The 26,995-nt window shown below is 62.5% G+C and carries 25 protein-coding genes and 1 tRNA gene; 15 read left to right on the forward strand and 11 right to left on the reverse strand.

All coding sequences use genetic code 11. From position 1 onward, the window contains the following. Positions 1-68: 68 nt before the first annotated feature. The 9 genes from KGZ40_02550 to pth all read left to right on the forward strand — a co-directional run bounded on the left by KGZ40_02550 (position 69) and on the right by pth (position 6,307). Complete coding sequence (locus KGZ40_02550) at positions 69-350, forward strand: Veg family protein (protein MBS3956396.1); 282 nt, start codon at positions 69-71, stop codon at positions 348-350. 77 nt (positions 351-427) lie between these two features. Beyond that, complete coding sequence (ispE, locus tag KGZ40_02555) at positions 428-1,324, forward strand: 4-(cytidine 5'-diphospho)-2-C-methyl-D-erythritol kinase (GenBank protein MBS3956397.1); 897 nt, start codon at positions 428-430, stop codon at positions 1,322-1,324. Between the two features lie 3 nt (positions 1,325-1,327). After that, positions 1,328-2,104: a nucleotidyltransferase family protein gene (locus KGZ40_02560; protein ID MBS3956398.1), complete on the forward strand. Its 777-nt coding sequence runs from the start codon at positions 1,328-1,330 to the stop codon at positions 2,102-2,104. Between the two features lie 84 nt (positions 2,105-2,188). Further along, positions 2,189-2,485 (forward strand): SpoVG family protein, encoded by a 297-nt coding sequence (locus tag KGZ40_02565; protein ID MBS3956399.1) that lies wholly within the window; start codon positions 2,189-2,191, stop codon positions 2,483-2,485. 64 nt (positions 2,486-2,549) lie between these two features. Continuing rightward, positions 2,550-2,624 (forward strand) — tRNA-Gln (locus tag KGZ40_02570). Positions 2,625-2,680: 56 nt separating this feature from the next. Then, the gene (glmU, locus tag KGZ40_02575) at positions 2,681-4,066 is read left to right on the forward strand and encodes a bifunctional UDP-N-acetylglucosamine diphosphorylase/glucosamine-1-phosphate N-acetyltransferase GlmU (protein ID MBS3956400.1); all 1,386 of its coding nucleotides are present in this window, start codon (positions 2,681-2,683) and stop codon (positions 4,064-4,066) included. Then, on the forward strand, positions 4,066-5,028 hold the full coding sequence (locus tag KGZ40_02580) for a ribose-phosphate pyrophosphokinase (protein MBS3956401.1): 963 nt from the start codon (positions 4,066-4,068) through the stop codon (positions 5,026-5,028). Before glmU ends, KGZ40_02580 begins: the two co-directional genes overlap by 1 nt. A 46-nt stretch (positions 5,029-5,074) precedes the next feature. Then, positions 5,075-5,719: a 50S ribosomal protein L25 gene (locus KGZ40_02585; protein MBS3956402.1), complete on the forward strand. Its 645-nt coding sequence runs from the start codon at positions 5,075-5,077 to the stop codon at positions 5,717-5,719. 6 nt (positions 5,720-5,725) lie between these two features. Then, positions 5,726-6,307, forward strand: a complete 582-nt coding sequence (gene pth / locus KGZ40_02590) for an aminoacyl-tRNA hydrolase (GenBank protein MBS3956403.1) — start codon at positions 5,726-5,728, stop codon at positions 6,305-6,307. A gap of 58 nt (positions 6,308-6,365) precedes the next feature. Here the strand turns inward: pth and KGZ40_02595 are convergent, their stop codons facing one another. Beyond that, the gene (locus KGZ40_02595) at positions 6,366-7,577 is read right to left on the reverse strand and encodes a peptidoglycan DD-metalloendopeptidase family protein (protein ID MBS3956404.1); all 1,212 of its coding nucleotides are present in this window, start codon (positions 7,575-7,577) and stop codon (positions 6,366-6,368) included. Between the two features lie 203 nt (positions 7,578-7,780). Here KGZ40_02595 and KGZ40_02600 point away from each other — a divergent pair, with 203 nt between their 5' ends. Next, positions 7,781-8,170, forward strand: coding sequence for a hypothetical protein (locus tag KGZ40_02600; GenBank protein MBS3956405.1), 390 nt, complete (start codon positions 7,781-7,783; stop codon positions 8,168-8,170). Here the strand turns inward: KGZ40_02600 and KGZ40_02605 are convergent. Further along, positions 8,167-9,183 (reverse strand): FAD:protein FMN transferase, encoded by a 1,017-nt coding sequence (locus tag KGZ40_02605; GenBank protein MBS3956406.1) that lies wholly within the window; start codon positions 9,181-9,183, stop codon positions 8,167-8,169. The two genes, KGZ40_02600 and KGZ40_02605, sit on opposite strands and share 4 nt — an antisense overlap. 66 nt (positions 9,184-9,249) lie before the next feature. Between KGZ40_02605 and KGZ40_02610 the strand changes: the two genes are divergently transcribed. Together KGZ40_02610 and gltA are read left to right on the forward strand one after the other, a co-directional pair. Continuing rightward, positions 9,250-10,086, forward strand: a complete 837-nt coding sequence (locus KGZ40_02610) for a sulfide/dihydroorotate dehydrogenase-like FAD/NAD-binding protein (protein ID MBS3956407.1) — start codon at positions 9,250-9,252, stop codon at positions 10,084-10,086. 53 nt (positions 10,087-10,139) lie between these two features. Beyond that, positions 10,140-11,510: an NADPH-dependent glutamate synthase gene (gene gltA, locus KGZ40_02615; protein MBS3956408.1), complete on the forward strand. Its 1,371-nt coding sequence runs from the start codon at positions 10,140-10,142 to the stop codon at positions 11,508-11,510. A gap of 4 nt (positions 11,511-11,514) precedes the next feature. On the opposite strand, the gene KGZ40_02620 is transcribed toward gltA, so the two are convergent. Further along, positions 11,515-11,721: a hypothetical protein gene (locus KGZ40_02620; GenBank protein ID MBS3956409.1), complete on the reverse strand. Its 207-nt coding sequence runs from the start codon at positions 11,719-11,721 to the stop codon at positions 11,515-11,517. Positions 11,722-12,097: 376 nt separating this feature from the next. On the opposite strand from KGZ40_02620, the gene KGZ40_02625 reads away from it, so the two are divergent. Continuing rightward, the gene (locus KGZ40_02625; GenBank protein ID MBS3956410.1) at positions 12,098-13,060 is read left to right on the forward strand and encodes a glycosyltransferase; all 963 of its coding nucleotides are present in this window, start codon (positions 12,098-12,100) and stop codon (positions 13,058-13,060) included. A gap of 39 nt (positions 13,061-13,099) precedes the next feature. On the opposite strand, the gene KGZ40_02630 is transcribed toward KGZ40_02625, so the two are convergent. From KGZ40_02630 to KGZ40_02650, 5 genes are read right to left on the reverse strand one after another with little or no spacing between them, the layout of a single operon-like run. Beyond that, positions 13,100-15,226 (reverse strand): flippase-like domain-containing protein, encoded by a 2,127-nt coding sequence (locus KGZ40_02630; GenBank protein ID MBS3956411.1) that lies wholly within the window; start codon positions 15,224-15,226, stop codon positions 13,100-13,102. Further along, positions 15,223-17,544, reverse strand: coding sequence for a glycosyltransferase family 39 protein (locus tag KGZ40_02635; GenBank protein MBS3956412.1), 2,322 nt, complete (start codon positions 17,542-17,544; stop codon positions 15,223-15,225). The genes KGZ40_02630 and KGZ40_02635 overlap by 4 nt, the downstream gene beginning before the upstream one ends. Before the next feature lie 7 nt (positions 17,545-17,551). Continuing rightward, positions 17,552-19,117, reverse strand: coding sequence for a glycosyltransferase (locus KGZ40_02640; protein MBS3956413.1), 1,566 nt, complete (start codon positions 19,115-19,117; stop codon positions 17,552-17,554). Beyond that, a complete protein-coding gene (locus KGZ40_02645; protein MBS3956414.1) occupies positions 19,117-19,710 on the reverse strand; it encodes a hypothetical protein in 594 nt (197 codons plus the stop codon). Before KGZ40_02645 ends, KGZ40_02640 begins: the two co-directional genes overlap by 1 nt. Then, on the reverse strand, positions 19,707-22,271 hold the full coding sequence (locus KGZ40_02650; GenBank protein MBS3956415.1) for a hypothetical protein: 2,565 nt from the start codon (positions 22,269-22,271) through the stop codon (positions 19,707-19,709). Before KGZ40_02650 ends, KGZ40_02645 begins: the two co-directional genes overlap by 4 nt. A 319-nt stretch (positions 22,272-22,590) precedes the next feature. Here KGZ40_02650 and KGZ40_02655 point away from each other — a divergent pair, with 319 nt between their 5' ends. After that, positions 22,591-23,337, forward strand: a complete 747-nt coding sequence (locus tag KGZ40_02655) for a response regulator transcription factor (protein MBS3956416.1) — start codon at positions 22,591-22,593, stop codon at positions 23,335-23,337. Beyond that, positions 23,337-24,389 carry a hypothetical protein gene (locus KGZ40_02660; protein MBS3956417.1) on the forward strand — a complete coding sequence of 351 codons (1,053 nt, stop codon included), beginning with the start codon at positions 23,337-23,339 and terminating at the stop codon, positions 24,387-24,389. The genes KGZ40_02655 and KGZ40_02660 overlap by 1 nt, the downstream gene beginning before the upstream one ends. 22 nt (positions 24,390-24,411) lie before the next feature. Here KGZ40_02660 and KGZ40_02665 read toward each other — a convergent pair whose 3' ends face one another. The 3 genes from KGZ40_02665 to KGZ40_02675 form a co-directional block, all read right to left on the reverse strand. Continuing rightward, on the reverse strand, positions 24,412-24,726 hold the full coding sequence (locus tag KGZ40_02665) for a hypothetical protein (protein MBS3956418.1): 315 nt from the start codon (positions 24,724-24,726) through the stop codon (positions 24,412-24,414). Between the two features lie 245 nt (positions 24,727-24,971). Beyond that, positions 24,972-25,403, reverse strand: a complete 432-nt coding sequence (locus KGZ40_02670) for a hypothetical protein (protein ID MBS3956419.1) — start codon at positions 25,401-25,403, stop codon at positions 24,972-24,974. 213 nt (positions 25,404-25,616) lie between these two features. Further along, positions 25,617-26,984, reverse strand: coding sequence for a PFL family protein (locus tag KGZ40_02675; protein MBS3956420.1), 1,368 nt, complete (start codon positions 26,982-26,984; stop codon positions 25,617-25,619). Positions 26,985-26,995 lie beyond the last annotated feature (11 nt).

Consider the following 26,995-nt stretch of genomic DNA (forward strand, 5'->3'; position numbering starts at 1 on the left):
ACCGTTTCGGTCGTTGAGTTTCCAGCCGCTTTGCGCTACACTACTCTTTCGTACAAAGGAGGCGGTGTATGGATGTAGCGCAGCAGACTGAGGTCGTCGGCCGTATCCGAGACGACCTCAAGGGGCTTATGGGTACGAGGATGCGCCTGAAGGCGAACATGGGTCGCTCGAAGATCGTCGAGCGCGAGGGGGTTCTCGAACAGACACACCCAAGTTTGTTCGTCGTCAAAGTCGACGAGAAGCGGGAGCGCACCGCGCGGGTATCCTACAGTTACGTCGACGTCCTTACTGGCACGGTCGAGTTGAGCTGCGTCGAGAGCGGGGAGAGCCTGCTCCCGTGGCTGAACTAGCGGGCCACATCACGCATGGCATCGTCCGGCGCGGAGCATTCGCGGCTCCGCGTCTCGTGTAGTGGAAGGTTTCGATCGTGCCGGGTGACGTCGGCATCGTAGTGGAGGCGCCTGCCAAGGTGAACCTCCATCTGAGCGTGGGGGATGTCAGGCCGGATGGATTCCATGACGTCGAGACGGTGCTCCATGCGCTCGATCTCTGTGACACCGTCACGCTCGAGCGCTCGCGTGGCCTCTCGCTTGTGTGTGATGTTGATCTAGGAATTCCCGCCGAGGCGAATCTCGCTATGCGCGCGGCCGTGGCGCTCGCAACTGTGCTGAACAGGGTGCCCGATGTGCGCATCACGCTAGAGAAGCGAATTCCCGCTGGTGCCGGTCTCGGCGGGGCAAGCACGGACGCCGCGGCGGTGCTAGCCGGCCTTCCCTCACTTTGGGAGGTCGAGGTCTCCGGCGATACGCTCCGTCAGATCGCCGTCGGACTCGGTGCTGACGTGCCGTTCTTTCTGCGTGGAGGTAGTGGGCTGTACTCGGGGCGCGGCGATGTCTTCGTGGAGGAGATCGACGTCCCGGTGCTCGACGTTGCGCTGGTCAAACCGCGGTCGCACGTGTCGACCGCGCGCGCGTACGCAATGTTCGACCGTATCGGCGTGTCGTCCCGCACCGGCGCGGCAACGATCATCGCGGCGTGCCGATCGGGGGACCCGCGAGCGGTTGCGGGCGCGTTGCACAACAACTTGACGGAGGCGGCTGTCGCGCTCGTACCTGAGATAGCCGATGTCATGGCGGTGTGCGATGCTCACCCTGGAGTTCTCGGCTGCCTGCTTTCAGGTAGCGGCTCGGCGGTGTTTGCCGTCTGTGACTCAAGCGAATCAGCTAGTGGCTTGGCAGAGCGCGGTCAGGCTCAAGGTCTTTGGGCGCGTGCGACGCGTTCCCGCGCGGATGTCGTCCGGCGGATAGCGGAAGGGCGTGCGTGACATATGGTCGATGCGGTAGTGCTTGCCGGCGGCGATGGCGCGGTCATCGACCCTGCGTGCCGCTTTAAGGGGCTGCTTCCGATAGCCGGTCGACCGATGGTCGAGTGGGTCGCGGACGCGCTTCTCGCCGCCGAGACTATTCGTGAGGTCGCCGTGGTGGTGCCATCCGCAGAAAACCTTGGCAAGTGGGTCGATGACGTAGGCAAGATCGTCGTGTCTGACGGGTCGTTCGTCGACAACGTGGTCGCTGGACTTGGTGCGTTTAGGGGGGAGCGGCCGGTGTTGCTGGTCACCGGCGACATCCCCGCTATCACTCCGGAAGCGATCGACGATTTTGTGCGATCGAGCCTGGCAACGGGCGCGGATGTGACGTACCCGCTGGTGCGGAAGGAAGACGTCCTCACCCAGTTTCCAGGATCGAAGCGCACCTACATCAGACTTATTGACGGTCCGGTGACCGGGGGGAACATGATGCTCGTCAATCCCGTCTTGTTACTTGCGAACCGTGAGATCGGTGGACGGATCTTCGCGACGCGCAAGAGTCCGGTAGCGATGGCCCACATCATCGGTATACGTTTCGTTGTGAAACTCGTTTTTGGTAGACTGACCGTATCGGAGGTCGAACAGAAGCTCGGGAAGCTCATCGGAGGTACCGGGGCGGCCGTCTACACGGCGTACGCGTCGGTCGGGGCGGACGTCGACAAACGAGAAGACGTGGTGGTCGCCGAGAAGGCTCTTTACGAGCGAACGAGGGACAGGGCGGTCTCCAAAGTGGAATAGGTTGAGTAGCGTCGCTCTTCGCCCCACCGGGGGGAACGATAGGGTGTGAGCGCGCAGAACCCGCACGCGAACGAGGGGGTCACGATGAACATAACAAAGGTCACACTCAGACCTGTCACGATGAACAAGGTATGCGCTATCGCCAGCATCGTCATTGATGATGCGTTTGCGGTTCATGACCTGCGGGTAGTCAACGGCGATAAAGGCGTGTTCGTCGCAATGCCGTCGCGTCGACTTCCCAACGGGGACTTCCGCGATATCTGTCATCCGATCAACGCTGAAGCCAGGGAGCGCATCCAGCAGTCTGTCCTCAGCCAGCTCGAAGCTGAGGGGGGCGTCGAGGCGTTCGCCTCACGGATCGGCCTCCCCGTGGAGGCGTAGCAGGATCGCGTCAACGAACACAGATTTGACCTGAGCCGAAGAGCTACCTACTATCGGTGTGCTCTGGGGCGTAGCCAAGCGGTAAGGCAGAGGACTTTGGATCCTCGACTCGTAGGTTCGAATCCTACCGCCCCAGCCACATCGATTACCTCATCCGGGATAGTGAAGTCCGCGGATAGACAAGGAGCGCACGCGATGGGCGCGACCGCACTCGTCCTCGCAGCCGGCGAGGGCACGAGAATGAAGTCGGACCTCCCCAAGGTGGCCCACAGCATCCTCGGCATTCCGATGGTGGGCTTCGTCGTAGACGCAGCTCGCGACGCAGGTTGCGAGCGAGTCGTGGTGATCACCGGACACGGTGCGGACCTCGTGGAGTCCCTGTTGAGCGGCGTCGAGTTCGCTCGGCAGGACCGGCGGCTCGGTACCGGCCACGCGGTGATGTGCGCCCAGGAAACGCTCATCCCGGTGCGTGGCTCGCTAGTCGTCCTGTCAGGGGACACTCCGCTTGTGAGGCCGCAGACTATCGCGGCGCTCATCGCACAGCGAGAGCGTCATGGAGCGGGCGCTGCGGTTCTCACCGCGCTCATGCCAGACCCGGCAGGGTACGGCAGGATCGTGCGCGATGAAGCCGGGGAAGTCACGGCGATCATCGAGCAGAAGGAGTGCACGCCTGAGCAGGCTAAGATAACCGAGGTCAACACGGGGACGTACTGTTTCGATGCGGAAGATCTCTTTGGGCGCATCGATCGGCTGACCGCCGACAACGCACAAGCCGAGTTCTACCTGACCGACATGATCGCGCTGATGCACGCCGAAGGTCTCGGGGTGGTGCCGCTCGTCGCAGACGACGCACGAGAGACACTCGGTGTGAACTCGCGGATACAACTTGCCGAGGCTTCTTCTGTCCTTCAGGAGCGCATCAACGCGCGCCACATGTTGGCCGGGGTGACAATGATCGATCCCCGGCTCGTGTGGATTGGTCCGCACGTCGAGATGGGACGCGACGTGGTGATCGAGCCGATGACGTTTGTGCTCGGCTCATCGACAGTTGGCGACAGAACCGTTCTTGGTCCCAACACGAGGATCACCGACTCGAAGATTGGCGCTGACGCCGTGGTCGACTCATCGGTCGTACTGGAAGCGGCGGTGGGACCGCACGCCCGTGTGGGCCCGGTCGCGTACTTACGGCCTGGGACCGTGCTCGCGGATGGCGCGAAGGCGGGTACGTGTGTCGAGATAAAGAACTCGACGATAGGGGAAGGTTCCAAAGTGCCGCACCTCTCGTATATCGGCGATGCCGAGATCGGTCGTAAGGTCAACGTGGGAGCGGGAACCATCACGTGCAACTACGATGGTGCGAGAAAGCATCGGACCACAATTAAGGACGGGGCGTTCATCGGCTCTGATACCATGCTGGTGGCGCCAGTGACGATCGGTGAGGGTGCGGTCACCGCTGCGGCGAGTGCGATATCGCACGACGTCCCGCCCGGATCGCTCGCGATTGAGCGGTGCGAGCAGCGAGTTGTGGAGGGATGGGTGGCACGGCGCACTGTCGGAGATCATCGGACGAAGGGCGAGTGATGTCGGATTCCGGCAAGCGCATGATGGTGTTTAGCGGCACGTCGAATCGTGGCCTGTCCGAGGGGGTCGCTCGGCATCTTGGTGTAGAGCTTGGCAACGTCAAGATATCGAAGTTCGCCAATGGTGAGATTTACGTAAGGTTTCTTGAGAGCGTGCGCGGCGCCGATGTGTTCCTTTTGCACTCAGCGTGCGAGCCGGTAAACGACGCCATCATGGAGTTGCTTATCATGGCGGATGCCGCGAAACGCGCGAGCTCCCGCAGTATCACCGCGGTGATCAGCCACTATGGATACGCCCGCCAGGACAAGAAGTCGGCCGCGCGTGAGCCGATCACGGCAAAGCTGATAGCGGACCTCATGACGGTTTCCGGAGTCGACAAGGTCATCGCGATGGACTTGCATCAAGGGCAGATCCAAGGATTTTTTGACCAGCCTGTCAACCACCTCACGGCTCTGCCAATCCTTGCGGATTACTTCGAGAGTCTGCCGCTTGAGGAGGTGTGTGTCGTCTCCCCGGATGTCGGGCGGGTCAAGGTGGCCAAGAAGTTCGCCGACATGCTTGGGGCGAGTCTGGCGATCATGCACAAGGGCCGCCCAGATCACAACGTCGCGGAAATCACCCACGTCATCGGCGAGGTGGACGGCCGGACCTGCATCATCATCGACGACATGGTCGACACGGGCGGCTCGGTGACCGAGGGGGCCAGGAGCCTCATCAACAAGGGCGCGAAGATGGTCTACGTCACAGCGACTCACGGAGTGTTTTCCCCGCCAGCGTACGAGCGCATCAAGTCGTCTCCGATTACCGAGGTCGTGGTGACAAACACGCTTGCCGTCCCCGATGCGCAGCTCGGTGGCAAGATACGGGTGTTGAGCGTCGCGCCTCTTATCGCGCACGCGATCCAAAACGTGTACAACGACGAATCGGTGTCCGAGCTGTTCGACCCCGATTTCCAGCTCTGACGCGACACATCACAACCGCCCATCTTACCGAAGGAGCGATGTCAACATGACCGAGACGACCGCGATCACGGCACACCGGCGAGAGGTGATCGGAAAAGCGAACCGCCGCATGGTTTCTGTCGGCCAGATTCCCGCGGTGCTGTACGGAGCCGGGCGAGAGACGCTTTCCATCGCGCTCGACCGGCACGCCTTCGAACTCATGATGGCGCACCACGGCGCGGGCGCGACCCTCGTGTCCATAGCGATCGAGGGCGAGGCGAAACGGATCAACGCGATGATCCGTGAAGTGCAGACGAGCCCGGTCAAGGGCACGATCCTGCACGTCGATTTCCAGGTGATCCGGATGGATCAGGTTCTCAACGTTGCCGTGCCACTGCGCTTCGTAGGCGACGCTGAGGGAGTGAAGGCGGGCGGAATCTTCATGCAGAGCGTACGTGAAGTCACAGTAGAAGCTCTCCCGGCCGATCTGCCCGACTCGCTTGACGTCGACATCTCGGCGTTGGAGATAGGCCACACGTTGACCGTGGCCGACGTAGTCGCTATTGCCCACGTTACGATCCTAGACGATCCGGAGACGGTCGTATGCTCGATCACGACTCCGGTCGCGGAGCCAACTCTGGAAGAGCTCTCAGCAGTTGGCGAGGCCGCCGAGCCGACCCTTGTCGGCAAGGAGCGGTCGGGCGAGGAGTAGGGTCGCATGACGTGGCTTGTCGCGGGACTCGGCAATCCGGGGCCGCGTTACGAGGCGACCCGGCACAACGCCGGATTTATGGTCATCGACCACCTCGCCGAGGAGTTGGGTGGCGCGTACTGGAAGGACCTTGGCGGCGCGAAGATCGTGGAGACGCGGCTCGGCGGCGATACGGTCGTTCTCGCGCTTCCTCAGACGTTCATGAATGTCTCGGGCGCTTCAGTTGCGCGTCTCGCCGCACACTACGACGTTCCAGTTGAGCGGATCATCGCGGTTCACGACGACATCGACCTGCCGCCCGCGACGGTCCGGGCCAAGCGGGGTGGCGGTCACGGCGGACACAATGGTCTGCGCTCGCTGCACGCGAAGCTCGGCAGTGGCGATTACCTGCGGGTGCGTGTGGGAGTGGGACGTCCGCCGGGCAGGCAGGATCCCGCTGACTACGTGCTCGAACCGCTCGGGCGTCAGGCGGCAGAAGACCTCGGAGCGGCGGTTCTGCGCGGGCAGGCCATGGTCGTCCACATCATCGAGCACGGCGTCGATTCTGCGATGAACGAGTTCAACGTACGCGAGATGGGGGCGGAGTGATTCGCGGAGTAGGGCCGCGCGCATCATTCCGCGCGTGGCGAGCCGTCACCACGTGTCGCTAACGGAGGAAGGGCATCGGGTCCGTCGATGCGCCGTTGATGCGAACCTCGAAGTGCAGGTGCGGTCCGGTCGAGTAGCCGGTTGAGCCGACGAGCGCGATGCGCTGGCCTTTCGTGACCCTCTCTCCGCTGGACACCACGAAGCTCCCGTCGAGGATATGCGTGTAGACCGTCGTGACACCGTCGCCATGGTCGATAACGATCATGTTCCCGTATCCGCCGTTCCATCCGTACTGAGCCCGCACCACTGTTCCGTCTCCCGCAGCCACGATTGTGCTGTCGCCTCGGCTAATGTCGATCCCATGGTGGAAACGTCGCGTGCCAAAAATCGGGTGCGTGCGCCAGCCGTAGGGGGATGTGAGCGAGCCGCCGGGTACCGGCCACGCCATCACGCCCTGGTACTGCCCGCTTCCTGAAGAGGCCTGGGCGCGCAACTCCGCCTCAAGCCGACGGGCGGTAGCTTCTTCCTCTTCGGCTTGGGCGCGGAGCCGCTCGGCATCGTCCTCGCTCGCCTCCATGAGGGCGGTCTTCTCGTTTTGCGCGGTCTGTTGACGCTTGAGGGCGGACTGGTGCTGGGAGCGAAGGTCTTTGAGGCTCTTTTCGACCGCCGCAGCCTCCGCGCGCTTCAAAGTAACGGTTTCGCGGGCACGGTCGAGCTCCGCTCGCTGCATCGTGAGCCGTTCATTGGTGTCGGCAAGCTGCACGGTAATGTCGTGATTCGCCGAGATGACCCGTTGGACGAGCGTCGTCCGTGTGATGAGGTCGCTGATCGTATCGGAGTCGAGCAGCAGATCGAGAAAGAACCATGTGCCCTGTTTGTACGATGCCGTTATTCGGGCGTTGAGCAGCTCTTGTTGACGTTCAAGCTCGGCGACCGTCTTTTCAATTTCTTCTTCCTTTTTCGAGATCTGTGTGCGGAGCGTCTCGAGCTCGGCTTGCAGACGCGCAGTGCGTCCCGTGGCTTCGGTGATCCTGGGCTCGATATCCGCGACCTCGCCTTGCAGATCCCGAATGACCTCATCGAGTGCACGCGCCTCCGTGCGGTACTGCTCGGCGGAGTCCGCGGCCTGGCGGGCAGCTTCGCGCGCCTCGGCAGCACGGCGCAGTGAAGCGTCGATGTCGGCGCGTGATGTTGCTACGGAAGGGGGTGCGCCTGTGAAGGTGAAGGCGATGATCAGAAAAGATGCGACATATGCGCGGATGAGATGCATATCGTGGTACCTCCGGTGGGCGGTGCTATATCGAGTCGACGGGTCGCCCCGGAAGGCGCAGTTCTCATACAGATGATATCAGGCGTGGCGGGTATACACCAAACGTGGGGCTACCAGCCCCGCGCACATGTGGTCACCGGCTTTCCGCCACGTGGTGGCCGCGTTGTGATGGGAGCACGGCTTGAGACGAAGGGATGATCCGTATGTCTGACCAGATCCCTGTGGCACCTCCCGCGCCTCCACCACCTCCTCCGCCGATCTCGGCGGTCTCAGGTGATCAGGACAGCACAACAAGGATCCTTGCCGCGCTCAGTTACATTTTCGGGATCGTGGCGATCATCGTGTTGCTGATCGAGCCCTACAAAAACCAGCGATTCTCGAAGTTCCACGCGATACAGGCGCTCGGACTGTGGGTGGCGGGATTCGCGCTGAATCTCATGAGCATCGTGCCCCTGATCGGCTGGATTATCGCGGTAGTCGGTGGCTTGACGGTGTTCGTGCTCGCCGTCATCTCTGCCATCAACGCGTTTCAGGGCAAGTGGTACGAGGTGCCGATCGTGCACGGTGTGGTGAAAGGGTACATCGATCGCTAAGGAGGCGGCGGGAGCGTGTTCCCGGCGTCTTGTGCAACCGGCACGATCTGATAGGTGCGGTCATCCGGGCCGGGCACAATATGTGTCCGGCCCCCCGCATCCACCACCACGAGTCCGAGACCGTGCTCCTCGGCGTAGCGCAGGGCGAAGGCCGGGCCCGCCACGAACAGCGCGGTCGAGAGGATGTCAGAGTCGAGGCCATCGATGTCGCCAACCACCGTCAGCGAACGGAACCCAAACGTCGGCTTGCCGGTAGCCGGGTCGAGGATGTGGTGGTAGCGCACTCCGCTTCGCTCGAAGAAGCGCTGGTAGTCACCGGATGTCGAGACCGTGATGTCGCCGGTCGCTTCGACGGTGGCGATAAACTTCTCCGGTTCGCGCGGATCCTCAATGCCGATGCGCCAAGGTTCGCCGTCCGGTTTCGAGCCGATGGCGAGAGTCGTCGATCCGGACGCGATGAGCGCCGCGCTCACGCCGCCTGAGTCGCGAAGCGCGCCAGCGGCCTCGTCAAGCGCGACTCCCTTCGCCGCGCCTCCGAAGTCGTAGCGCGCGTCGGCGAGGGCGGCGGCGAGCTGCGCTTCGTGTGGCACGTGGCCCCCGTCCTCAAACCGCCACAGCTGCGTGGCCGCCCACAATTGCGGAGAGAACCACTCGCGCATCTCAAGGGCGCATATGGCGTCAAGTATCCTTTGCGCCCGGGCAGGAAGCGGTTCGGTCTGTGGCTGCGGCGATGCGTTAATGCGTGCGATCGCGGACTCCGGGTCATGGGCGTCGAGTTCCGCTTCGGCCGCCGACATCGCGGCAAACGCATTGTCTATCGCCCGCGTGACCGCGCCTTCCGGGTCCGTTTCAGAGCCGTACGCGGTGACCGAGACTACCGTGCCGAGGGCTTCTCGGCTTGAGACGACGGAGTTCGCCGGGCGATCGGCGCATCCCGTAAGTGTGGCAGGTGCGGAGACGGCCACCACAAGTGCGAGCGCTGTAGCGAGAGGCTTGTGGGTGAGCCGGTACACACTACCTCCCTCGGCGGCGCGGTAAATGAGTATACTGTGTCGCACCGTCAACAGCCCGGAGGACAGATGTTTCCGATTGTACACACCCGTCAGCTCTCCGACGCCGTCTTCGAGATGGGTGTCGAGGCGCCGCGCATTGCGGCGAAGGCCCGCGCGGGACAGTTCCTCATCCTGCGAGTCGACGAGTCCGGCGAGCGTATCCCTCTGACGTTCTCGGACTGGTCAGCTAGGGAGGGCTGGATACGCTTCATCTTTATGCAGGTTGGCAAGACCACGCACAAGCTCTCGCACCTCGGTGTTGGCGATGTGCTCGCTGACGTGGTCGGGCCGCTCGGCGTGCCGACGCACACCGAAGGGCTCGGGCGCGTGGCCGTGGTTGGCGGCGGTGTTGGAGCGGCGGTCGCCTACCCCGTCGCGCGCGCGATGGCTGACGCCGGCGCCGATGTCACGGTGATCCTTGGCGCGCGGACCGAAAGACTGCTTATTTTGCGCGAGGAGTTCGAGGCGCTGCCCGTCCGGTTGATTGTCTGTACGGACGATGGCTCGGTGGGAGCAAGAGAGCTTGTGACCGCTCCGCTCAAGCGCCTCTGCGAGGCGGGCGCGATCGACAGCGCGATGGCCATCGGCCCCGCGGTCATGATGAAGTTCTGCGCCGAGACCACGCGCGAGTATGGCATTCCAACGGTCGTGTCGCTCAACCCGATCATGGTCGACGGCACGGGCATGTGCGGAGCGTGCCGCGTGACGGTGGACGGCGAGACGAGGTTTGGATGTGTCGATGGCCCGGACTTCGACGGGCACGCCGTAGATTTCGAGGAACTCATGAGCCGCCAGCGCGTCTACGCCGAAGAGGAGCGCGAGGCGGACGCCGAGTATGCGCGGGGGTGCTCATGCCACACATAGAGCCCGGGGCCGAGAAACCCCGCCACCGCCCTTCCCGCGCACCGCGAACCCCCATGCCGGAGCGCGACGCGACCGTACGTGGCCGCGATTTCGACGAGGTGGCGCTCGGGTACACCGAGCGGATGGCTATTGCGGAGGCTGAGCGGTGCATTCAGTGCAAGAACGCCACGTGTATCCTCGGCTGCCCGGTCAACATCGACATCAAGTCGTTCATCGGACATATGATCGACCGGGACTACCCAGCGGCCGTTGCTGTCCTGAAGGAGCGAAACGCGCTTCCGGCCATCTGCGGTCGCGTTTGCCCGCAGGAGGAGCAGTGTGAGGTACAGTGCGTGCTCGCGCGCAGGGGAGAGCCGGTGGCGATCGGCCGTCTCGAGCGCTGGCTTGGCGACTACGATCTCGCGTGCGAGCTCGAGCACCGGTGCGTGCCCGAGGTAGCGCCTGCGACCGGGATGCGCGCTGCGATCGTCGGCTCGGGTCCGGCAGGCCTCGCGTGCGCCGGCGAGCTAGTCCGCCTCGGCCATTCAGTCACGATCTTCGAGTCGCTACACGCGACCGGCGGCGTGCTCACCTACGGAATACCTGAGTTTCGGCTTCCCAAGTCGATCGTCGAGGTGGAGATCGAGATGCTCACCCGGATGGGGGTCGAGATCGTGACCGACGCTGTTATCGGGGCGACGTACACGCTCGATGAGCTCCTCGGCGAGGAAGGCTTTGACACCGTGTTCATCGGCGCGGGGGCCGGCTTGCCGGTGTTCCTTGGCATCCCTGGAGAGAACTTGAACGGGGTGTACTCGGCCAATGAATATCTCACGAGGGTGAACCTCATGCGCGCCTACGAGTTCCCACACGCCGACACGCCTGTCGCACGCGGGCGCAAGGTCGCGGTGGTGGGCGGCGGGAACGTCGCGATGGATGCGGCACGCACCGCGCTGCGTCTCGGGGCCGAGGAGGTCTTCCTCGTTTACCGGCGCACCGAAGACGAGATGCCGGCGCGCCGCGAAGAGGTCCATCACGCTGCCGAGGAAGGCGTTGCGTTCAAGATGTTGTGCTCCCCGGTAGAGATTCTGGGACGTGACGGGTTTGTGACCGGGCTAGTGGCGAATCGGATGGAACTCGGTGAGCCGGATGCGAGCGGCCGTCGCGCGCCTCTGTGCGTGCTCGATAGCGAGTTCGAGATCGAGTGCGACACGGTCATCATCGCCGTGGGAACGAGGGCTAATCCGCTCCTCAAGCAGGCTGCGCCGACCCTTGAGCTCTCTAAGTGGGGCTACATCGTGACCGATGACGATGGCGCGACCAACCTGCCGGGTGTGTACGCGGGCGGCGACATCGTTACGGGAGCGGCGACGGTCATCGAGGCGATGGGCGCGGGCAAGCGCGCGGCGGGGGCGATGGACAGGTGGCTTGAGGGGCGCGTGTGAGTGTTCAGCGGGCCGCGTGAGCGGTGCGCGTCCTCGAAGCTGCTACGGTGCGCGTGGTTTGTGGGGTGATGAGGACGATGGTGGTGCGCTCGCTTGCGCCATGAGAATCCCGTGAGACGTACGCGGCCGCACTGCGCTCGGTGAGAATGAGCATGAGGACATATCCGAGAGCGAACGTGCCGTAGACCACGATGCCTATGAGCGTCTCCATGGTGCTCCCTCGTTCGGAAGTATTCACCTTTCATCCGTGCTATCGGACCGCTAGGCGGTAATGATGAGCCGTTTGCGACAGAAGGTAACCGTTTAGCAGGGACGAACGGTCTGAACCGATACTTGCTGTGCTCCTAGCCCCCGCGTTCGAGCACATGCGATGCGACCTTCTCAGGCCTACTTGCAGCGTACCGGTCGGCTGGTAGGAGTGGGTATCCATCGCGGGTATGAGTTCGGGTATGAGTGCGGGTTGAGTGTCGTGCTGACTACAAGGAGGCCAGGGCGGTGGCGAGGGTAGTGGAGCGCTATACTGTCGCACAGTAAGAAGGAGCGGTTGCCGCGGTGCCGGGGCAGCCCATGTGTGACGGGAGGACTCAGTGGAGCCGCTCATCTCGGTCGTCATCCCCATGCACGATGAAGCGGAAAATGCGATCGAGACGCTTACGGCGGTCGGGACAGCTCTGGTCGAGCGCGGGTGGACCTACGAACTCATCCCCGTCGATGACGGCAGTAACGACGACACAGGCGCGATTCTGAAGGTCGCGGGAGCGGCTGACCACTGCATCCGCCCGATCTCGTATCGTGTGAATCGCGGGCGAGGGTATGCGTTGCGGCAGGGGTTCGAACGAGCGCGCGGGGAGATCGTCGCGTCGATCGACGCGGACCTGAGCTACACCGTCGATCACCTCGTCCGCATGGTCGACACGCTCCTCGGCGATCCCGAGGCCGACATCGTGCTGGCGTCGCCGTATATGCCAGGCGGTGCGGTCGAGGGGGTTCCCTTCGCTCGGCTCGCGTTCTCCCGCGTTGGAAACGCCGTGCTGCGTCAGGCGCTTCCCGAGCGGGTCTATACGAGTACCGGGATTGTGCGCGCGTACCGCAGGGATGCCGTTCGCGCGTTGAATCTTGCTTCTGACGGCAAAGAGATACACCTTGAGATCCTCTCCGAGGCGATGGCGCTCGGTTACCGGATCGTCGAGATGCCCGCGACCCTCAGGGCTCGCAAGAAGGGGCGATCAAAGTTTCGTCCCAAGGCGACAGTCGCGAGCCATCTGTTCTTTAGCGTGCTTGCTCGGCCAGCTACTCTCTTTGGCGTCTTCGGGATACTGCTCCTCTTGGCAGCTGTGGCGGTCGGGTCGTTCCTCCTCGGCGTGTTTCTGTCCGGGGACCTGAACCCGGAGCGTCCGCTCATGACCTTGATGGTGCTTCTCCTTCTGGGTGGTGCGGGAGCACTCGGGTTTGCGATACTTGCCTCCCAGCTGCTCGAGTTGCGGCGCTCCATCACTCGTCTTCAGGCGGAGGTTCTTCGATTGCGGGGATCGAACGAAGGGATTCCGTAGCATGGCTCAGCGCGAAGGAAGCCGAGGATAGCGTGCGTGTTAGCGATGATCGCAGTCGTGCGCGTACGCAGAGATGAGCGGTTCTAGAGTGTTTTCCCATGTGAACCTCGCCGCTTGTCGAATCCCGTAGGCAGAGACTTCCTTCGCGAGTTTGGGATCTGACAGCAGGGATTCTACGCGCATGGCGAGGGCGTCGATATCTCCCGGCGCGAAGAGGGCTTCGGGATGTACGAACTCGGGAATGGCTCCGACGGCGGCTCCGATGACGGGTGATCCAACCGCCGAGGCTTCGAGGGCCACAAGCGAGAATCCTTCAGCGTGCGATGGCACAACGACGATGTCGCTTGTTCTCATGAGGGCCAGCACGTCACTGTGGGGTAGACGTCCGGTGAAAACCGTGCGCCGAGCGAGTCCGAGTGCGGCAGCTTGCTGGGCGCGTTCCTCTATGCCGCAATCGCCCACCATCGTCAGCGATACAGGACGAACCCTGGGATCGGCAAGTGCGACGAGCAGATCGGATGCACCCTTCTCGACCGTCATTCGGCCGACGAAAAGGACATGCGGAAGTAGCCGTGGCTCAGGTGATGGGCGTTTTAGGGAATCAAACACGGCAGCGTCGATTCCGTCGTGCACCACATGGATGCACATAGGCGGTGCTCCCGGAAGTGAGCGCACATCGTGAGCGATCGCTTCCGAAACACAGATGAGAGGCTCGCACCTGCGCAAAGCGGCGAGGGTTACCATCCGCCAGAAGACGGACTTGTGGGCAAGAGAGATATCGCTTCCACGCATCGTGAGCGCAGTGCGGATTCGAGGAGCGGCCACTGAGCACACGAGTCCTGTCGGTGCCCACTGCGCATGCAGGATGTCGCTGTCGCGAGCGGCACGGCGAGCGGCACGAGCCAAACCCGCGACAAAGAATGGCGCCGTCAGCCAGAGGGCGGGAGCTCGGCGGAGAGCGCCCGGAATCCCGGTTTCTGAGTAGGCGAGACGCTCCCACCGTTGTGGCAGGTAGCGAAAACGGTTGACCTCAACGCCATCCATCTCCTCGACAACCGGCAAGCCCGGTGCGTGCGGGGCATGCACGCTGACGTTCACGGATTTCCTGACCAGGTGTATGGCCAGCTGGTGAACGATCCTTCCGGTAAAGTCCCCTGAATTGCGTGGGAACACTGTTGTGACCAGTGCGACACTCAGCGGTTCCCCGTTGTATGCACGATTCATTCTTCCGTCGGCGACCGGTGATGCTCTTGTTAGAATCAGTGCGGCTCCCACCAATGCTGGCGTGAGCACCATCCCCAAGTGAACGATGGCTATCTGGGTCGCGGCTTGATCGTCCACTCCCAGACCGACAAGCACGGCGACTAGCGTGAATTGACTGAGGCCCAATCCGGCAAGTGAAATTGGGAGGAGATTCGCAAGCGTCATGATCGCGCCGCTCATGATCGTGTGCGCGATCGGGATATCTGAGCCCAGTGAGTGCGCGACCGTGTGGATAGCGGCAAACGACACCAGCCATCCCAGTACGGAGATCGCGACAACCCCCACAAGGCGACTCGGGCGCACGTGCGTAGCCTCCGCGATCATGCGCGGCGTCACATCAGCCTGCATGCTTCCCACGGCTCTGATGGCGAGGCGCCACGGCACCACAGAGGGCTTGATAATCGGGATCAACGCCACTATACCTAGCAGGATCGCCAGCGCTCCGACGAGATGAAGACCGCTAGCGAACGCCGAAGGAGCCGCTACGACAGCGAGGGCAGGAAGCGAAGTAAGCTTGTCGATCATCGTCGCCGGAACCAGGTACTCGGGCTTGCCATGCGTTCGGCACGCGAAGTGAGCTTTGACAAGCTCACCGGTACCACTTGGCATCACGAGGGAAGCGGCACTGCCTATGAGGGTGAGGGCAAGTGAATCTGAGCTCGATATGAGTCTCCTGGAACGATTCACGACAAGCGCATAACTCACCGACCGCAACATCACCGCCAGCCAGAATACGGCCAGAGCTAACAGTAGCTCGATGAGACTCGTTTGTCTGATCGCGTGACTAAAAGAGCCCCAGTCGACGCGCGAGACGAGGACCGAGACCAAGAGCATCGAGACTGCGGCTCGCGTCATAAACACGGCGATGTCGCGCGTCCTCGACGGGTTCTCGATGTCCGTCATCTCGACTCCAGCGCGTGAGAGAACACCGCTTGTACCAGCTCTTGTTGAAATGGATCCTGGTTCACCGCGGCATGCCAGACCAGGTTGTAGCCTATGAAGTAGACGCGTCCTTCGCCCACGGTCAACATGCTTACAAGTGGTTTGCCGTCAGCGGTCGCCAACACCTCGGGGGAGTATGAGCTAGGAAGTGGCTCATAGGCCGCTCCATACCAAGCACCTCCGGCCTCATCGACGAATTGAATCGAGGCACCCAACGTCGCAGAGTCTTCAACGGCTAGCGAAGGCAAAATCCGCACTCTCGCCTCTCTCGCCAGAGCTTCGCGTCTGACGGTCATGCCAAAGATGGCTGTGTCCCTGATCTGATACGACAGATCGCCCAGGTTGCCGGAAGCGTCGAGGATGAGCGTCCCGCCGTCCTCCACGTATTCGCGGAGGATTTGCTCACCACGTGCGCGGTCACGCCACTTCACTCCGAAGAGAGCTACGACATCGTATTCCTGCAGCTCGGTGAGGGTCGGGTCGTCTATAAACGCCGTGCCTTCCCATCCGTAGCGCCCCATGTCGAAATCGAGGTAGTACCGGTATTCCGTGAGTTCTTCAAGATAGCGCTCCCATCCCACGCCAAGGTAGAGGATCCTTGGTCGTGACGGCGCGGAATCTTGTGTGCGTTTTAGCACGCGAACCGTGTCGACCCCTTCGACCTCGACTCTTCGTATCTCAGAGAATCCAGCGAAGTCTTGGCCCTTAAGGGTTACGTAGTAGTCCGCTGCGGATTTGTCGAGCTGATGCCGGAAAGCGTCCGGATCTCTGAAAAAGGGCATCGCACGCGCTGGGAGCCTTCCATCCCATGCTGTCATCGGCCACAGATCGGAGTAGATGACACTCCCCTCATTCGCCCCCGAAGCGAGCAACGACTCCGCAGTGGAGCGTGATGCCGCTACATATGGGTTCGGGGATTCGGGGATCCGCTGCATGACGACGGCAAGCGAGATGCATGACACGCTCACAAGCAAGACGGTGGTTGCGGTACCGAGCGCTCGAGATGAACGTTCGCCCAACGACCCTAAGATCCGTCCTGACTCCCCGGTGAGATTATGTATACCGCGGTGCCAGCCGAGGATGGTCAGGAAGATGATCGTGGGTGCCATCATTATAAAGTATCGAGAAACCTGGATGTTCTGATGGCCATGGAAATCCAGATAGCACAGTAGCCATGTAAGCAGAGTAGCGTCGAGTGCACCAGCACTGGAAACGCGCCCGTCTTCGGCGCGCGGTCCCAGCTGACTCCAGACCGCAATGACGGCTATGACGATACTCACCTGCCGTGGAATCAGACCCGCATCGAGAACCTGCGCCAAGACTGCCGACGTGACGCCGAGGACGGCGATCATCAAGGGGGCGATTCTTAGCGGACTTCTCCGGAAGTACGTTGAGACCGAGGTCAACAGCCCCACCGCCCCTCCGAGGAGGACCAGGACCGGTATCAGGGTGACGGAATCATGGCCGAGGAACCGAGTCACGTTCTCCGCGTACCAGACGGCGTTTGCCGCCGCGGGCTCGCCGACGCCTGGGGCGCTCACGGACTCAGCCACCTGAAACGCGATCGCGAACGGGAAGAGGCTGTCACCGAAGCGTGATGCGTAAAACAGTCCCGCAGGCAGATACGTCACCACGGCGACACCGATAGCATGGGTCAGCATGCGCGCCTGAACGAAAGGACGCCACCTTAGCATCAGCCATGCGAAGGCGGGAATGGCAACAAGTATGGCCGTGTACCGAGTCATCACAGCGATCACGTATAACGCCGCCGCAATAAGGTAGTAACGTGGATCGTCGTCGGCCGCACGAATGAGAGCCAGTAGCATCCACAGCCCGATGGCCACAGAGGGAAAATCCGTATAGCCGCTGCCTAGATACTCCCAGAGAGGGGTCACGGACAGGACCATCGGGACCACCGCGATGGCGATTTTGCTATCTGTGCGGCGTCTCACGAGGAGATACAGCGCTACCACTCCCGATATCGAGAGCGCGCCATCGATCCACTGGATGACCGATTCATGCATTGGTGCACCGAGGCTAAACGCGAGCGCGGTAAGCAGCGACAAGAAGGGGGGTCGATGAAGTTCAGAGTACCCAAAGCCCGACTGTGCGAACTCCGCCGCGTTACAGAGGAACGCATACGTGTCCCACCCTGGCCCAGACAAGATCGCATGAGGGAGCCTGTAGGCTACGACCATCGTCGTGATCGCAAAGACCAGTCCTACCTGGAACAACGCCGCGCGTCGGTGCTGCTTGGGGACGACGGCAGTTCCTCCCACCCTCATCTTATGCCGATCGCTTCCACAGTGCCTCAAGACGCCCAGCCAGTACGATGACGGTGACCAGAAGCGGACCCAGCACGGAGAGCGTCACTCTGCCCATGCGCAGTACCGCGGTGGTAAGCGAGCTGGCCACCATCGTGACGAACTCGATCGAGCGCACACGCATGAGACGAAGTCCGTCCTGCATTCCGCCAACCGGTCCTTGGATGGTCCATTGTGGCTCCTCCATGAGAGTGACGAGGAAGCCCGAAAAACGGAAGTGAAACACGATGAATCTGAAGAGAGGCAAGAACAGCAGCGTCCACCCGCACTGTTCGATGCGTCCGCGCGTATGCTCGTCGGACATTGCGAACACGGTTGTGGTGTTGACGGCCTCGATCGCAACGTAGAACGCGTACATCCCTGCGAGCGCCATGCCGATGACACTCCAGGAGTACCCAAACATCGGAAAGAAGAGGATGAGTGGTGCCCAGATGAGTCGCGGGAACGCGAGCGTGTGGTCGAGCAAGAGCGTCTTCGGGAGAGAGCGTCGCGAGAAGGCACCATGCTTGTGCGTGCCAATGATCTCCTCGTGCAAACCGCAGACCTCGAGTTGGCCGCGCGTCCAACGGGCGCGTTGCGCGTACAGTTCGTCCCAGGTCACCACTGGTTCCAGGTAGATCTTCGCGTCCTCGGCAAAGCCAATGGTGACGTTGTTTCGATGAAGTGCGAACGTCAGGCACGTGTCCTCTGAGACTGTGGTGTTCGAGTAGCATGGTCCGCAGGGGAGAATGTCGCGCCGGAACGCCGAGCACGCGCCCGCGAGTGTGAACATGGTTCCGGTGAGCGCTTGTGCCCGGCGGCCGAGGTCAAAAGAAGATAGAAACTCCAGGAACTGCGCCTTTGCGAGGAATCGTTCCATCGCCGTCAGAGTGCGGGGCACTATGTGGCCCTCTTCGTCGAGCACCAGACGGCCGTGTTCATCACGAGACTCGAGAACGTCCCAGTCTATTTCGATGCTTCCTGTCAGTGCGCCGAGCTTCGGATCGCGCACGAACGCCGCCGCGATATTGCGTATCGCCATCGGATGGAGCACGACGTCGCTATCGATGTTGATGACTATCTCTCCCGAGCTCGCGTCGATGCCCGCGTTGAGCGCTTCGGACTTGCCGCCGCGCTGGCGCCGGATAAGGGTGATGGTGCCGCGGAATGGGCCCACTCGGATAGCTCGCCCGCGCAGGCGGAACGCGTCACCGTTCTCGGTGCTTCCGCCGTTGGCGTGGTGCTCTACCCGTTCCGGCGTGCCGTCGTCACTTCCATCATCAACGACGATGACCTCGAACTTCTCGTGCGGGTAGGCCTGTGCTTTGATCGAGGTTAGGCAACGGTCAATGACAGCGGCTTCGTTGTACGCCGGGACGATCAGCGAGACTGTCGGCAACTCGTCGTCGGGCACTTCTCGGCGGCGGGCAAGACCTCGTTCACGTGTCTTGACCACCACCAAGCGGCTAACGGCGTCCACCCCGTCGATGAGCACCGGCGTTATCAGCCACACGCCCCAGACGAGCATGAACACTAGGAGGCTGTCCATCATGCCTCCTTGAGGTTGCCTGAGACGATCGTGATCGTCGGCCGCGTCACAAGGAACCAGTAGATCGCCACGGTGGCGGCGAAGAAGAACAACCGTCCAAACACGGCGTGCGCCGGATACACCCACGAGGTGCCGAGTGCGTTGATGATGCCCACGATTAGCAGGATGCGCAGGAGATTGACCACCCACGTCGCGGCCACGCCCGCGAGCACCATCCAGAGCTTGTTCCCCGGCCGGAACGCTGGGTAGAACGCCACAAGCGCGGTGAACGCGAGCGTCTCGAGCAGAGCCGAGCACTCGATGCCGATGTCGAAGATCGCCCAACCCGTGTGGTTTGGGATGGCGAGTCCCGAGGTGCCGAGATGGGAGAGTTCGATTCCGAGCAGTCCCGCAAGGGCGATCACCTGCTGTGCCTGTGCGTACTCCACAGCGGTGTCGAGTCCGAAGGTTCGAAGTGCAGAGATGCCGAGTAGCACGAAGCCGAGTGCGCCCGTGATGTAGAAGACCAGCCAGTGACGAGTGCTCCAGAGCCGCCAGGTGAGCAGCGCCCACACGGCGGTCGCGAACAGGAGCATGTAGGGCGACATGATCATGGCGCACTTGCCTTCGCGAGCGCCGGTGTCATCCGGTGCCGGGAGTGCCACATGAAGACGACTCCGATGAGCAACGTGAGAGCGAAAAGGGGCCAGCCCAGTGCGGGAATCGAGTAGAACTCTGTCGTCCGGGTGTCGATCAGCATGCCCGACGTGGTCCTCCACGTGGCTGTGACCCGGTAGGTTCCTTGGTTGGGAAATCCAGTGTTGGAGATAGCCCAGGGCTGCGGCTCGGTCCACGTGGCACCGGCAGGCACCGTGATGCCGGTTGTCGTGCGCGTGCTCACTGGCGCCGAGCCGTCGTAGACACGACTCGCGCCAGAGGAGTCGATGAAGAGGTCTCCAGCTCCGAACACGCCGTTTCCGTCGGTGTCCCACCAGATGACGTACGTCATCGTCGAACCTGAGATCGACTGGGCACCGTTGTTGGCGGCTGTCGATGAGACGTGCACCATGTCTCCCAAACCCGGCGCATTGCTAGCGCTCAGGGACGTGATACGGGCTGCTGGCGACACGTTAAAGGTGACCCGCGTGATCTCGGCGTTGTTTGAGGAGTTGAGGAGCACAAGGTTCCATGTGCCATGCGTGGCATCCGCTGGCAGCGTGTAAAAGCTGTGCGCTGTCTGCAAGGTGTTGACGCCCACGGGGAGCGAGGTGTGGACGACTGTGCCGCTCGCGTTGATCCAGCGGAAGCGTACCTGTGAAAAGCCGGTGAGTCCCATGCCACGCGCGTACACGGTGTCGCCTGGGTTGAAATTCGTGGCCACACTGCCGAAGCCGGGGCCATCGTACGTAGCAAGCCTGCGCACCCGTGTGGTGTCGGTCACGGACGCCGAGAATGATCCGTGTGAGGCGGTCACCGTCATGATGTCGGTCGCGGCTTCACTCGCTCCCGCAGGTATCTGCACTCGGGCCACGATGTCGACGCTCGCGCCGTACGGTCCGAGCGTCACCGAGCTGATCGGAGTCACTCCGTCAGCCGCAAAAAGGCTCACCGGCCAGCCCGAGGAAGACCGTACGGAGAGGTTGATTGAGCGGGCGGCCGCGGCGTTGTTCGTGACGCGGTGCGTGTAGGAAACGGCTGTGCCAGGACCGCCGACGGACTCGAGATTAGGCGTGATCTCCAACTCGGGGCGTACGGTTGTGGCGTCCTGGGCCGCACCGAGGATCGTCGGGTCTGTGGCCAGGACAGCCCGTACCGCGGTGACATCCTGAGTACCATGAGCCGTCCCAGCCGGGACGCGCACCCGTGCGACCACGTCGACCGAGGCGCCCGCGGCAAGGGTGAGTGAGTTGACTGGGGTGATAGCGTCTGAGAGGTAGAGCTCGACCGGCCAGCCGAGTGACGAGGTTGCGGAGAGGTTCACGACCGCCGAAGCACCGGTGTTGTTCGCGACGGTGTGCCTGTAGTCGATCGCCGCTCCGGAGTGGATCGAAGCGGAGTGGTTCGGCGTGAGGGTAAGTGCGCCCGCGACAGTGTGGGCTGTGGCGCGCGCGACGACGCTGGCGTGCGTGGTCGATGTCACAGCGAGTGCCGTCGTTGCGGCGACACCTTGTGCGGTGCCCAACGGGATCGCGACGCGCAAATTGACGGGTACCGAACTTCCCGGGGCAAGTGTCACGGAAGTCGCGGGTGCCCCAGCCACCCACGTGCTCGCGTTCCATCCAGCCAGAGAGGATGTTCCAAGCGTATACGTCTGCGGAAGGTTGCCGCTGTTGGTGATGGTGTACGAGTGAGTGACGACCGTGCCAGGCACCCCGCCTGCGGTCGTGAGCGCTGGTGAGAGCGACACAGCGGGTCGTGCGAAGGAAAGCCCTCCGCTCGGACCGGCGTTGTCCTCGATGTGTGTGGGTGATTGCGATCCATTGCCCACCGCGAACTGGATCGAGATCGGGCTGCCAGCGGGCACTCCCAGCGCGGCCCACGAGACAGACGCCTCGAATCGCAGGCCCGAGCTGTCCATAGCGCCACTGTATACGGCACCGGGCACACGGTTCTGGCCTGGACGGGCTTGGCCCGGCATCGTGTGGCCGTCACCGCGCATCACGTCGCTAGATGAAGAGTTGTGGGCACTGTAGTAGACGACGTTACTCGAATTAGGATTCGGCTGGTAACCAGAGTTGGAGAATCCCATGATGGCGACGACATCACCGCTGCGCATGACGCCGTCGCCGTCGCGGTCGATGTAGGCGAACATCGTGACAGCACGGGTCCCTGAGGTGGTGCGGCGCCAGAACAAGTACAGATTCTGCTCGTCCCACGTGGCAGCCGTGAGATCCAAGTCGCGGTCAGGTTGGTCCGGAGTGTCCGGATCCCCAGGTCCGGTGGTGTCGAGGACGGCGTTGTCCGCGTCGAGGAACACGCCGTCCCAATCGGTCATGGTGCCGTCGATGGTGATACGCGCTGAAGTGAGGGCTTGGGATCCGGTGGGTGCGAGCAGGAAGGATATCAACAGCAACGCTGTGAGCGCGCACGTTGTGATAGAGCGAGGGCGTGTGCGACGTATCGCGGACTCTGTTCGCCCCAAGTGCTCGCGAGCATGCGTGGATGAGCCGTTCATCGTGCGGTCAGTCCCTTGTCTGGGTGACGGTGCCGGTCACAATCCCACGGCGCGGTTCATCGGCGGATGTGGAGATGTGTCCTTGCTCACACTATCGGCATCCTCTAGGGGCCGGTGTACGGTCAAGCGCGCGAGTGGTCACATTCGGTGTTTACCGGCGTGAATTCTAGTACCTATCTGACGAACGGTATCTTCATCCGCCGAACGGTGATTTTGCTCTGACGGATGTGCGTGTGAGGAGTTTCATGCGGTATACTGACGGTTCAGACAGGTTGACGAGCGGCACGCGTTCCGCTCGGCGAGTGACGTGGCGGTGGCAATGACTGATCAAGTCGGTGTACTCGTCATCGACGACGACGAGTCGATCGTCGAGATGATCCGGATGGGCCTTGAAGCCGATGGCATGCGTGTCTTTTCGGCAGGTGACGGCGCGGAAGGCATCGAGGTCCTCAACCGGGAGCTCATCGACGTTGTCGTGCTCGATATCATGATGCCGCGGGTCGATGGCTGGATGGCGCTCATGGAGATCCGCAACAACCCCGCAACTGCCGACACGCCTGTGATCATGCTTACGGCCAAGACTCAGGACCTCGCGAAGATCCTCGCGTTCAAGCAGGGCGTGCAGCAGTACGTCACCAAACCGTTCAACATTCTCGAGCTGTCCGCGCGCGTAGAGTCGCTGGCGAAGGGCCGCCGTAGACAGGTCCGCGACGCAGGGCGGGGCGGTGAGGGCGATTTTCGCAAACTCGCTGTGCGCAAGGGTGGACGGACGGTGCTGCTTTCGATCGACGATGTCGTCTTCCTTTCGGCTCGCAATAAGTCCACGTACGCGCACACGTTCGAAAACCAGTACCTCGTGGACATGACGCTTGGCGAGCTTGAAGCGCGGATTGGCCCAGACGCGTTTGTACGGGTGCATCGCAGCTACATGGTGAACCTCAACAAGATCAAAGAGATCGTGCGGGCCGAGGGTGCGTACGTGGTAATCGCGACAGATCGTGATGAGACGCAGATTCCGGTGGCGAGGCGGCAGGTGCGCCAGTTCCGTGAGGCGGTAGGGATTTGATGGGTGCTCATGGTTCGCGTCGATTGGTGGTCGCGTGTGTCGCCGCGGTCCTGTGTGCGGCAGCGCTCGTCCCGGGCTCCGCGTACGCCGAGCGGACGATCGCGCTCAGCACCGGTACGGTGGAGCTCTCACTTGCGCCAGGAGGTTCAGCGTCCGAGACGATCAGCGTCGCGAACACGGGCACTGAGCCGCTCAAGGCGTTGCTCTACACGAGCGACGTCACTTACGACGCACAAGGGCAGCCAACGTACGTGCGGCCGACCGGCGAAGCGGGAGAGTTCTTGCGCAGTCCGGCGTCGTGGATGGTGGTGCGTGCGCCGGACATGACGAAGATCATCGCCAACACTCCGTACATCGAGCTTGAGCCCGGACAGGAGATCGAGGTCGATTTCGACCTCACCGTTCCTGCCAACGCCGCCCCGGGCGACTACAACGCGATCATCTTCTTTGAAATGTTTGAAACGGCAGGCACCGAGGGCACGGCGTCTCGCATCTCCGGGCGGATCGGTGCTCGTGTGGTACTGCGCGTGATAGGCGACATCGTCGACCGGATCGATGTGGCGCCGTTCTCGGCGCGCTCGTTTGTGATCGGTGACGTGATTCCGTACTCGTTCCGCGTGGTCAACGAGGGAAACATAGACAAGCGCTACGTCCCGGAACTCGTCGTGCTCGATGGTAGCGAGGCCGAGCGCATGCGCTCGGTTGTGGAGACGGAGGCGATCGTCTACGCGCAAGGCCAGCGTGAGTACGTGGGCGGGCTCGCGCTGGAAAATGCGGGCTTTGGCAGGTTTACGCTCCGGGTCGAGATCGCGCATGAGCGGGATACCGGAGACGCGGGGGCGGTGGTGTCAGAACGCCTGCACAAGGACCGGACATTCTTTGTCATTCCGCTGTGGTTTGCGATCGCAGTCATCCTTGGAGTCGGATTTCCGCTCCTGTGGCTGTCGTGGCGCGCGAGTGTGAACAGCGCCGCACGCAAGCAGGTGGCACGGGAGCAAGTACGCTCCGAGAAGCGTCAACGCTTGGCCGAGGAGCGCGAGCAGTCGTTGTAGAGCGACGCGGGCGAGTGCCTCGCTACCTCGGAGTGACCGGCACGAGGGTGTACTCGGTGAGGTCTCCGGTTTCCACGAGCGCGCCCGCAGCGCCTGTACTCCCTCCGCTCGCGTAGACGATCTCTGTTGAGCCGCACGCCGCTCGTGCGATGCCGGTAAGTTCCCACTGGGTGTTGGAGCGGATCACGAGTCCGTTATCGACGGAAGTGGCGCTCACGATCGGTGCCATTTCGAACGATACCGAGACGCCGGTGCCGACCGCGAACCGAGGAAGCGCGAGCGCGCTAATGACGAGGGCCGTGGCCGCCGTCACTCCAATCACACGTCCCGCTCTCACCGGTGCACCTCCTGTCAGCGGTTCTGACAGGTAGATCGGAGACGAAAGGCTACAATAGTGTGACGAACGGCCTCTATGGAGGGACAAACGGACGAACGGTTGCAGAAGGGCGACGAATGGGTGGAACCTGCGGTTCGAAGATCAGCAGGGTGTGATCAATTGGCCGCCGGTGATTCAGTTGTGCTGAAAGCGCGAAACCCGGGGCGATACGCCCCGGGTTTCGGGTCAGACGTTATACGCGGGTTCTAGTTCTGGACGGCGGTGTAGACGTAGGTCGCCGTGTAGGCACCGACAGGCAGTGAGTACGCGGCGTCGCTACCCAGGTTGAGCGTGTAGCTCGTGGTGATCGGAGTCACTCCGCGGGTCTGCAAGCCGTTTGCGACGCTGACAGTGTCGCTCATGAAGGTACCGAACAGCGCATTCGAATAGACCGGGGTCTGCTGGGTGAAGGTCCACGGCATGTTAGAACGTACACGCAGGGACGAGCCCACAGTGGCGACGGGGGTTGTGAGCGGATCTGCTGTGAGGGTGAGAGCGGCCGGTCCTTGAAGCGTGAATTCGAACGCGGGGGTGACGTTAGCGGTTACCACGACGGTACGGTCGGTAGCGAGAGCGAATCCCACGACGCCGAACGTCAGGGCCGCGATCACGATTGCGATCATGGCGGTCCTCTTCATTGCGTTTCCTCCTCGGTCTGGTGCGGCTCGGCACCGCGGTTGGTTGTGCTGTACGCGAGATTCATCGGATCGGGCGGTGCACTGAATGAAGGTAGTTTAGCCGTTCGGCAGGATAACGTGATGAACGGCACTACATGTGCATCAAATGACCGTTCATCCGGGCCGGAATGACTAAAGGCGGTGAGCCCGGCTTTGCGCAGCGCCTTGTTGGCGCTAATTCCTTAAGCTTCCGAGAGGAGCGGGGAAGCGTCCGCCGCGACGCATGAGGCGCGTTCCGGCCCACCCGTTCACGGCCATCACCGGTGCCGATCCGAAGAGCCCACCGTACTCCACGACGTCGCCTACGCGCTTCCCGGCAGCTGGGATGAGCCGCGTGGCGGTCGTCTTGTGGTTGATGACGCCTATGGCAAACGCATCGGCCATGATCGCGGCGAGTGTCTCGGCGGAGGTGTCGCCCGGCACCACGATCATGTCGAGTCCCACCGAGCACACCGCCGTCATCGCCTCGAGCTTCTCAAGCGTGAGAGCGCCGTCGTTGACCGCGCGCACCATGCCCGTGTCTTCGGAGACGGGGATGAACGCGCCGGACAGGCCGCCGATGCTCGACGTCCCCATCGCCCCGCCCTTCTTGACCGCATCGTTGAGGAGCGCGAGCGCGGTTGTGGTGCCGGGTCCGCCGCATCGCTCGACTCCTATCGCCTCAATGATCGCCGCGACACTGTCGCCCGCGGCGGGTGTGGGTGCGAGCGAGAGATCGACGATCCCCATCTGGACGCCCATTCTGCGCGCCGCTTCACGCGCGATGAGCTCGCCGGCACGGGTGATCTTGAACGCGGTCGCTTTGATTGCCTCGGCCACGGCGGTGAGGTCCGCGTCTTCCGGGAGCGAGGAGACGACCGCGCGCACTACGCCGGGCCCCGAGATTCCCACGTTGATGACCGTATCGGGCTCGCCCGCTCCATGCATGGCGCCGGCCATGAAGGGGTTGTCCTCGACCATGTTCGCAAAGACCACCAGCTTGCCGCAGCCAAAACTGTCGCGCTCGGCGGTCGCTTTCGATGTCTCGACGATGACCTCGGCCATGCGCATGACCGCATCCATGTTGATTCCCGCCCGCGTTGACGCGACGTTGACCGACGCGCAGACTCGCTCGGTTGTTGCCAGCGCGGAGGGGATGGAGTCGATAAGGCGCGCGTCAGCGTCGCCGGTTCCCTTGTGTACGAGCGCCGAGAAGCCCCCGATGAAGTCTACCCCGATCTCCGCGGCGGCCCGGTCGAGCGCGGTGGCGATTGGGGTCAGGTCGCTCTCGCGGCACGCTCCGACGATGTGCGCGATCGGGGTCACCGCGATGCGGCGATTGATGATGGGGATGCCGTACTCGATGCTGATGGCCTCGCAGACGGGGACGAGGCGCTCGGCGTGCGCAGTCACGTGGTCGTACACGCGGGCCGCTATCACGTCGATCTCATCGTGCGCGCATGCGTCGAGCGCGAGCCCGAGGGTGACGGTCCTGATGTCGAGGTTTTGCTGCGTGACCATCAGCAGCGTCTCGACGATCTCCTCTGGTGAGATGCTGAGCATGAAATCTCCTG

The organism is Clostridiales bacterium (genome assembly GCA_018333995.1).
Taxonomy (GTDB): Bacteria; Actinomycetota; Coriobacteriia; order Anaerosomatales; family SLCP01; genus JAGXSG01.

Coding starts and splice junctions, on each gene's coding strand:
- KGZ40_02550 (MBS3956396.1), top strand. CDS start 69: ATGGATGTAGCGCAGCAGACTGAGGTCGTCGGCCGTATCCGAGACGAC.
- KGZ40_02560 (MBS3956398.1), top strand. CDS start 1,328: ATGGTCGATGCGGTAGTGCTTGCCGGCGGCGATGGCGCGGTCATCGAC.
- KGZ40_02565 (MBS3956399.1), top strand. CDS start 2,189: ATGAACATAACAAAGGTCACACTCAGACCTGTCACGATGAACAAGGTA.
- glmU (MBS3956400.1), top strand. CDS start 2,681: ATGGGCGCGACCGCACTCGTCCTCGCAGCCGGCGAGGGCACGAGAATG.
- KGZ40_02580 (MBS3956401.1), top strand. CDS start 4,066: ATGTCGGATTCCGGCAAGCGCATGATGGTGTTTAGCGGCACGTCGAAT.
- KGZ40_02585 (MBS3956402.1), top strand. CDS start 5,075: ATGACCGAGACGACCGCGATCACGGCACACCGGCGAGAGGTGATCGGA.
- pth (MBS3956403.1), top strand. CDS start 5,726: ATGACGTGGCTTGTCGCGGGACTCGGCAATCCGGGGCCGCGTTACGAG.
- KGZ40_02595 (MBS3956404.1), bottom strand. CDS start 7,577: ATGCATCTCATCCGCGCATATGTCGCATCTTTTCTGATCATCGCCTTC.
- KGZ40_02600 (MBS3956405.1), top strand. CDS start 7,781: ATGTCTGACCAGATCCCTGTGGCACCTCCCGCGCCTCCACCACCTCCT.
- KGZ40_02610 (MBS3956407.1), top strand. CDS start 9,250: ATGTTTCCGATTGTACACACCCGTCAGCTCTCCGACGCCGTCTTCGAG.
- gltA (MBS3956408.1), top strand. CDS start 10,140: ATGCCGGAGCGCGACGCGACCGTACGTGGCCGCGATTTCGACGAGGTG.
- KGZ40_02620 (MBS3956409.1), bottom strand. CDS start 11,721: ATGGAGACGCTCATAGGCATCGTGGTCTACGGCACGTTCGCTCTCGGA.
- KGZ40_02630 (MBS3956411.1), bottom strand. CDS start 15,226: ATGACGGACATCGAGAACCCGTCGAGGACGCGCGACATCGCCGTGTTT.
- KGZ40_02640 (MBS3956413.1), bottom strand. CDS start 19,117: ATGGACAGCCTCCTAGTGTTCATGCTCGTCTGGGGCGTGTGGCTGATA.
- KGZ40_02645 (MBS3956414.1), bottom strand. CDS start 19,710: ATGATCATGTCGCCCTACATGCTCCTGTTCGCGACCGCCGTGTGGGCG.
- KGZ40_02650 (MBS3956415.1), bottom strand. CDS start 22,271: ATGAACGGCTCATCCACGCATGCTCGCGAGCACTTGGGGCGAACAGAG.
- KGZ40_02655 (MBS3956416.1), top strand. CDS start 22,591: ATGACTGATCAAGTCGGTGTACTCGTCATCGACGACGACGAGTCGATC.
- KGZ40_02660 (MBS3956417.1), top strand. CDS start 23,337: ATGGGTGCTCATGGTTCGCGTCGATTGGTGGTCGCGTGTGTCGCCGCG.
- KGZ40_02670 (MBS3956419.1), bottom strand. CDS start 25,403: ATGAAGAGGACCGCCATGATCGCAATCGTGATCGCGGCCCTGACGTTC.
- KGZ40_02675 (MBS3956420.1), bottom strand. CDS start 26,984: ATGCTCAGCATCTCACCAGAGGAGATCGTCGAGACGCTGCTGATGGTC.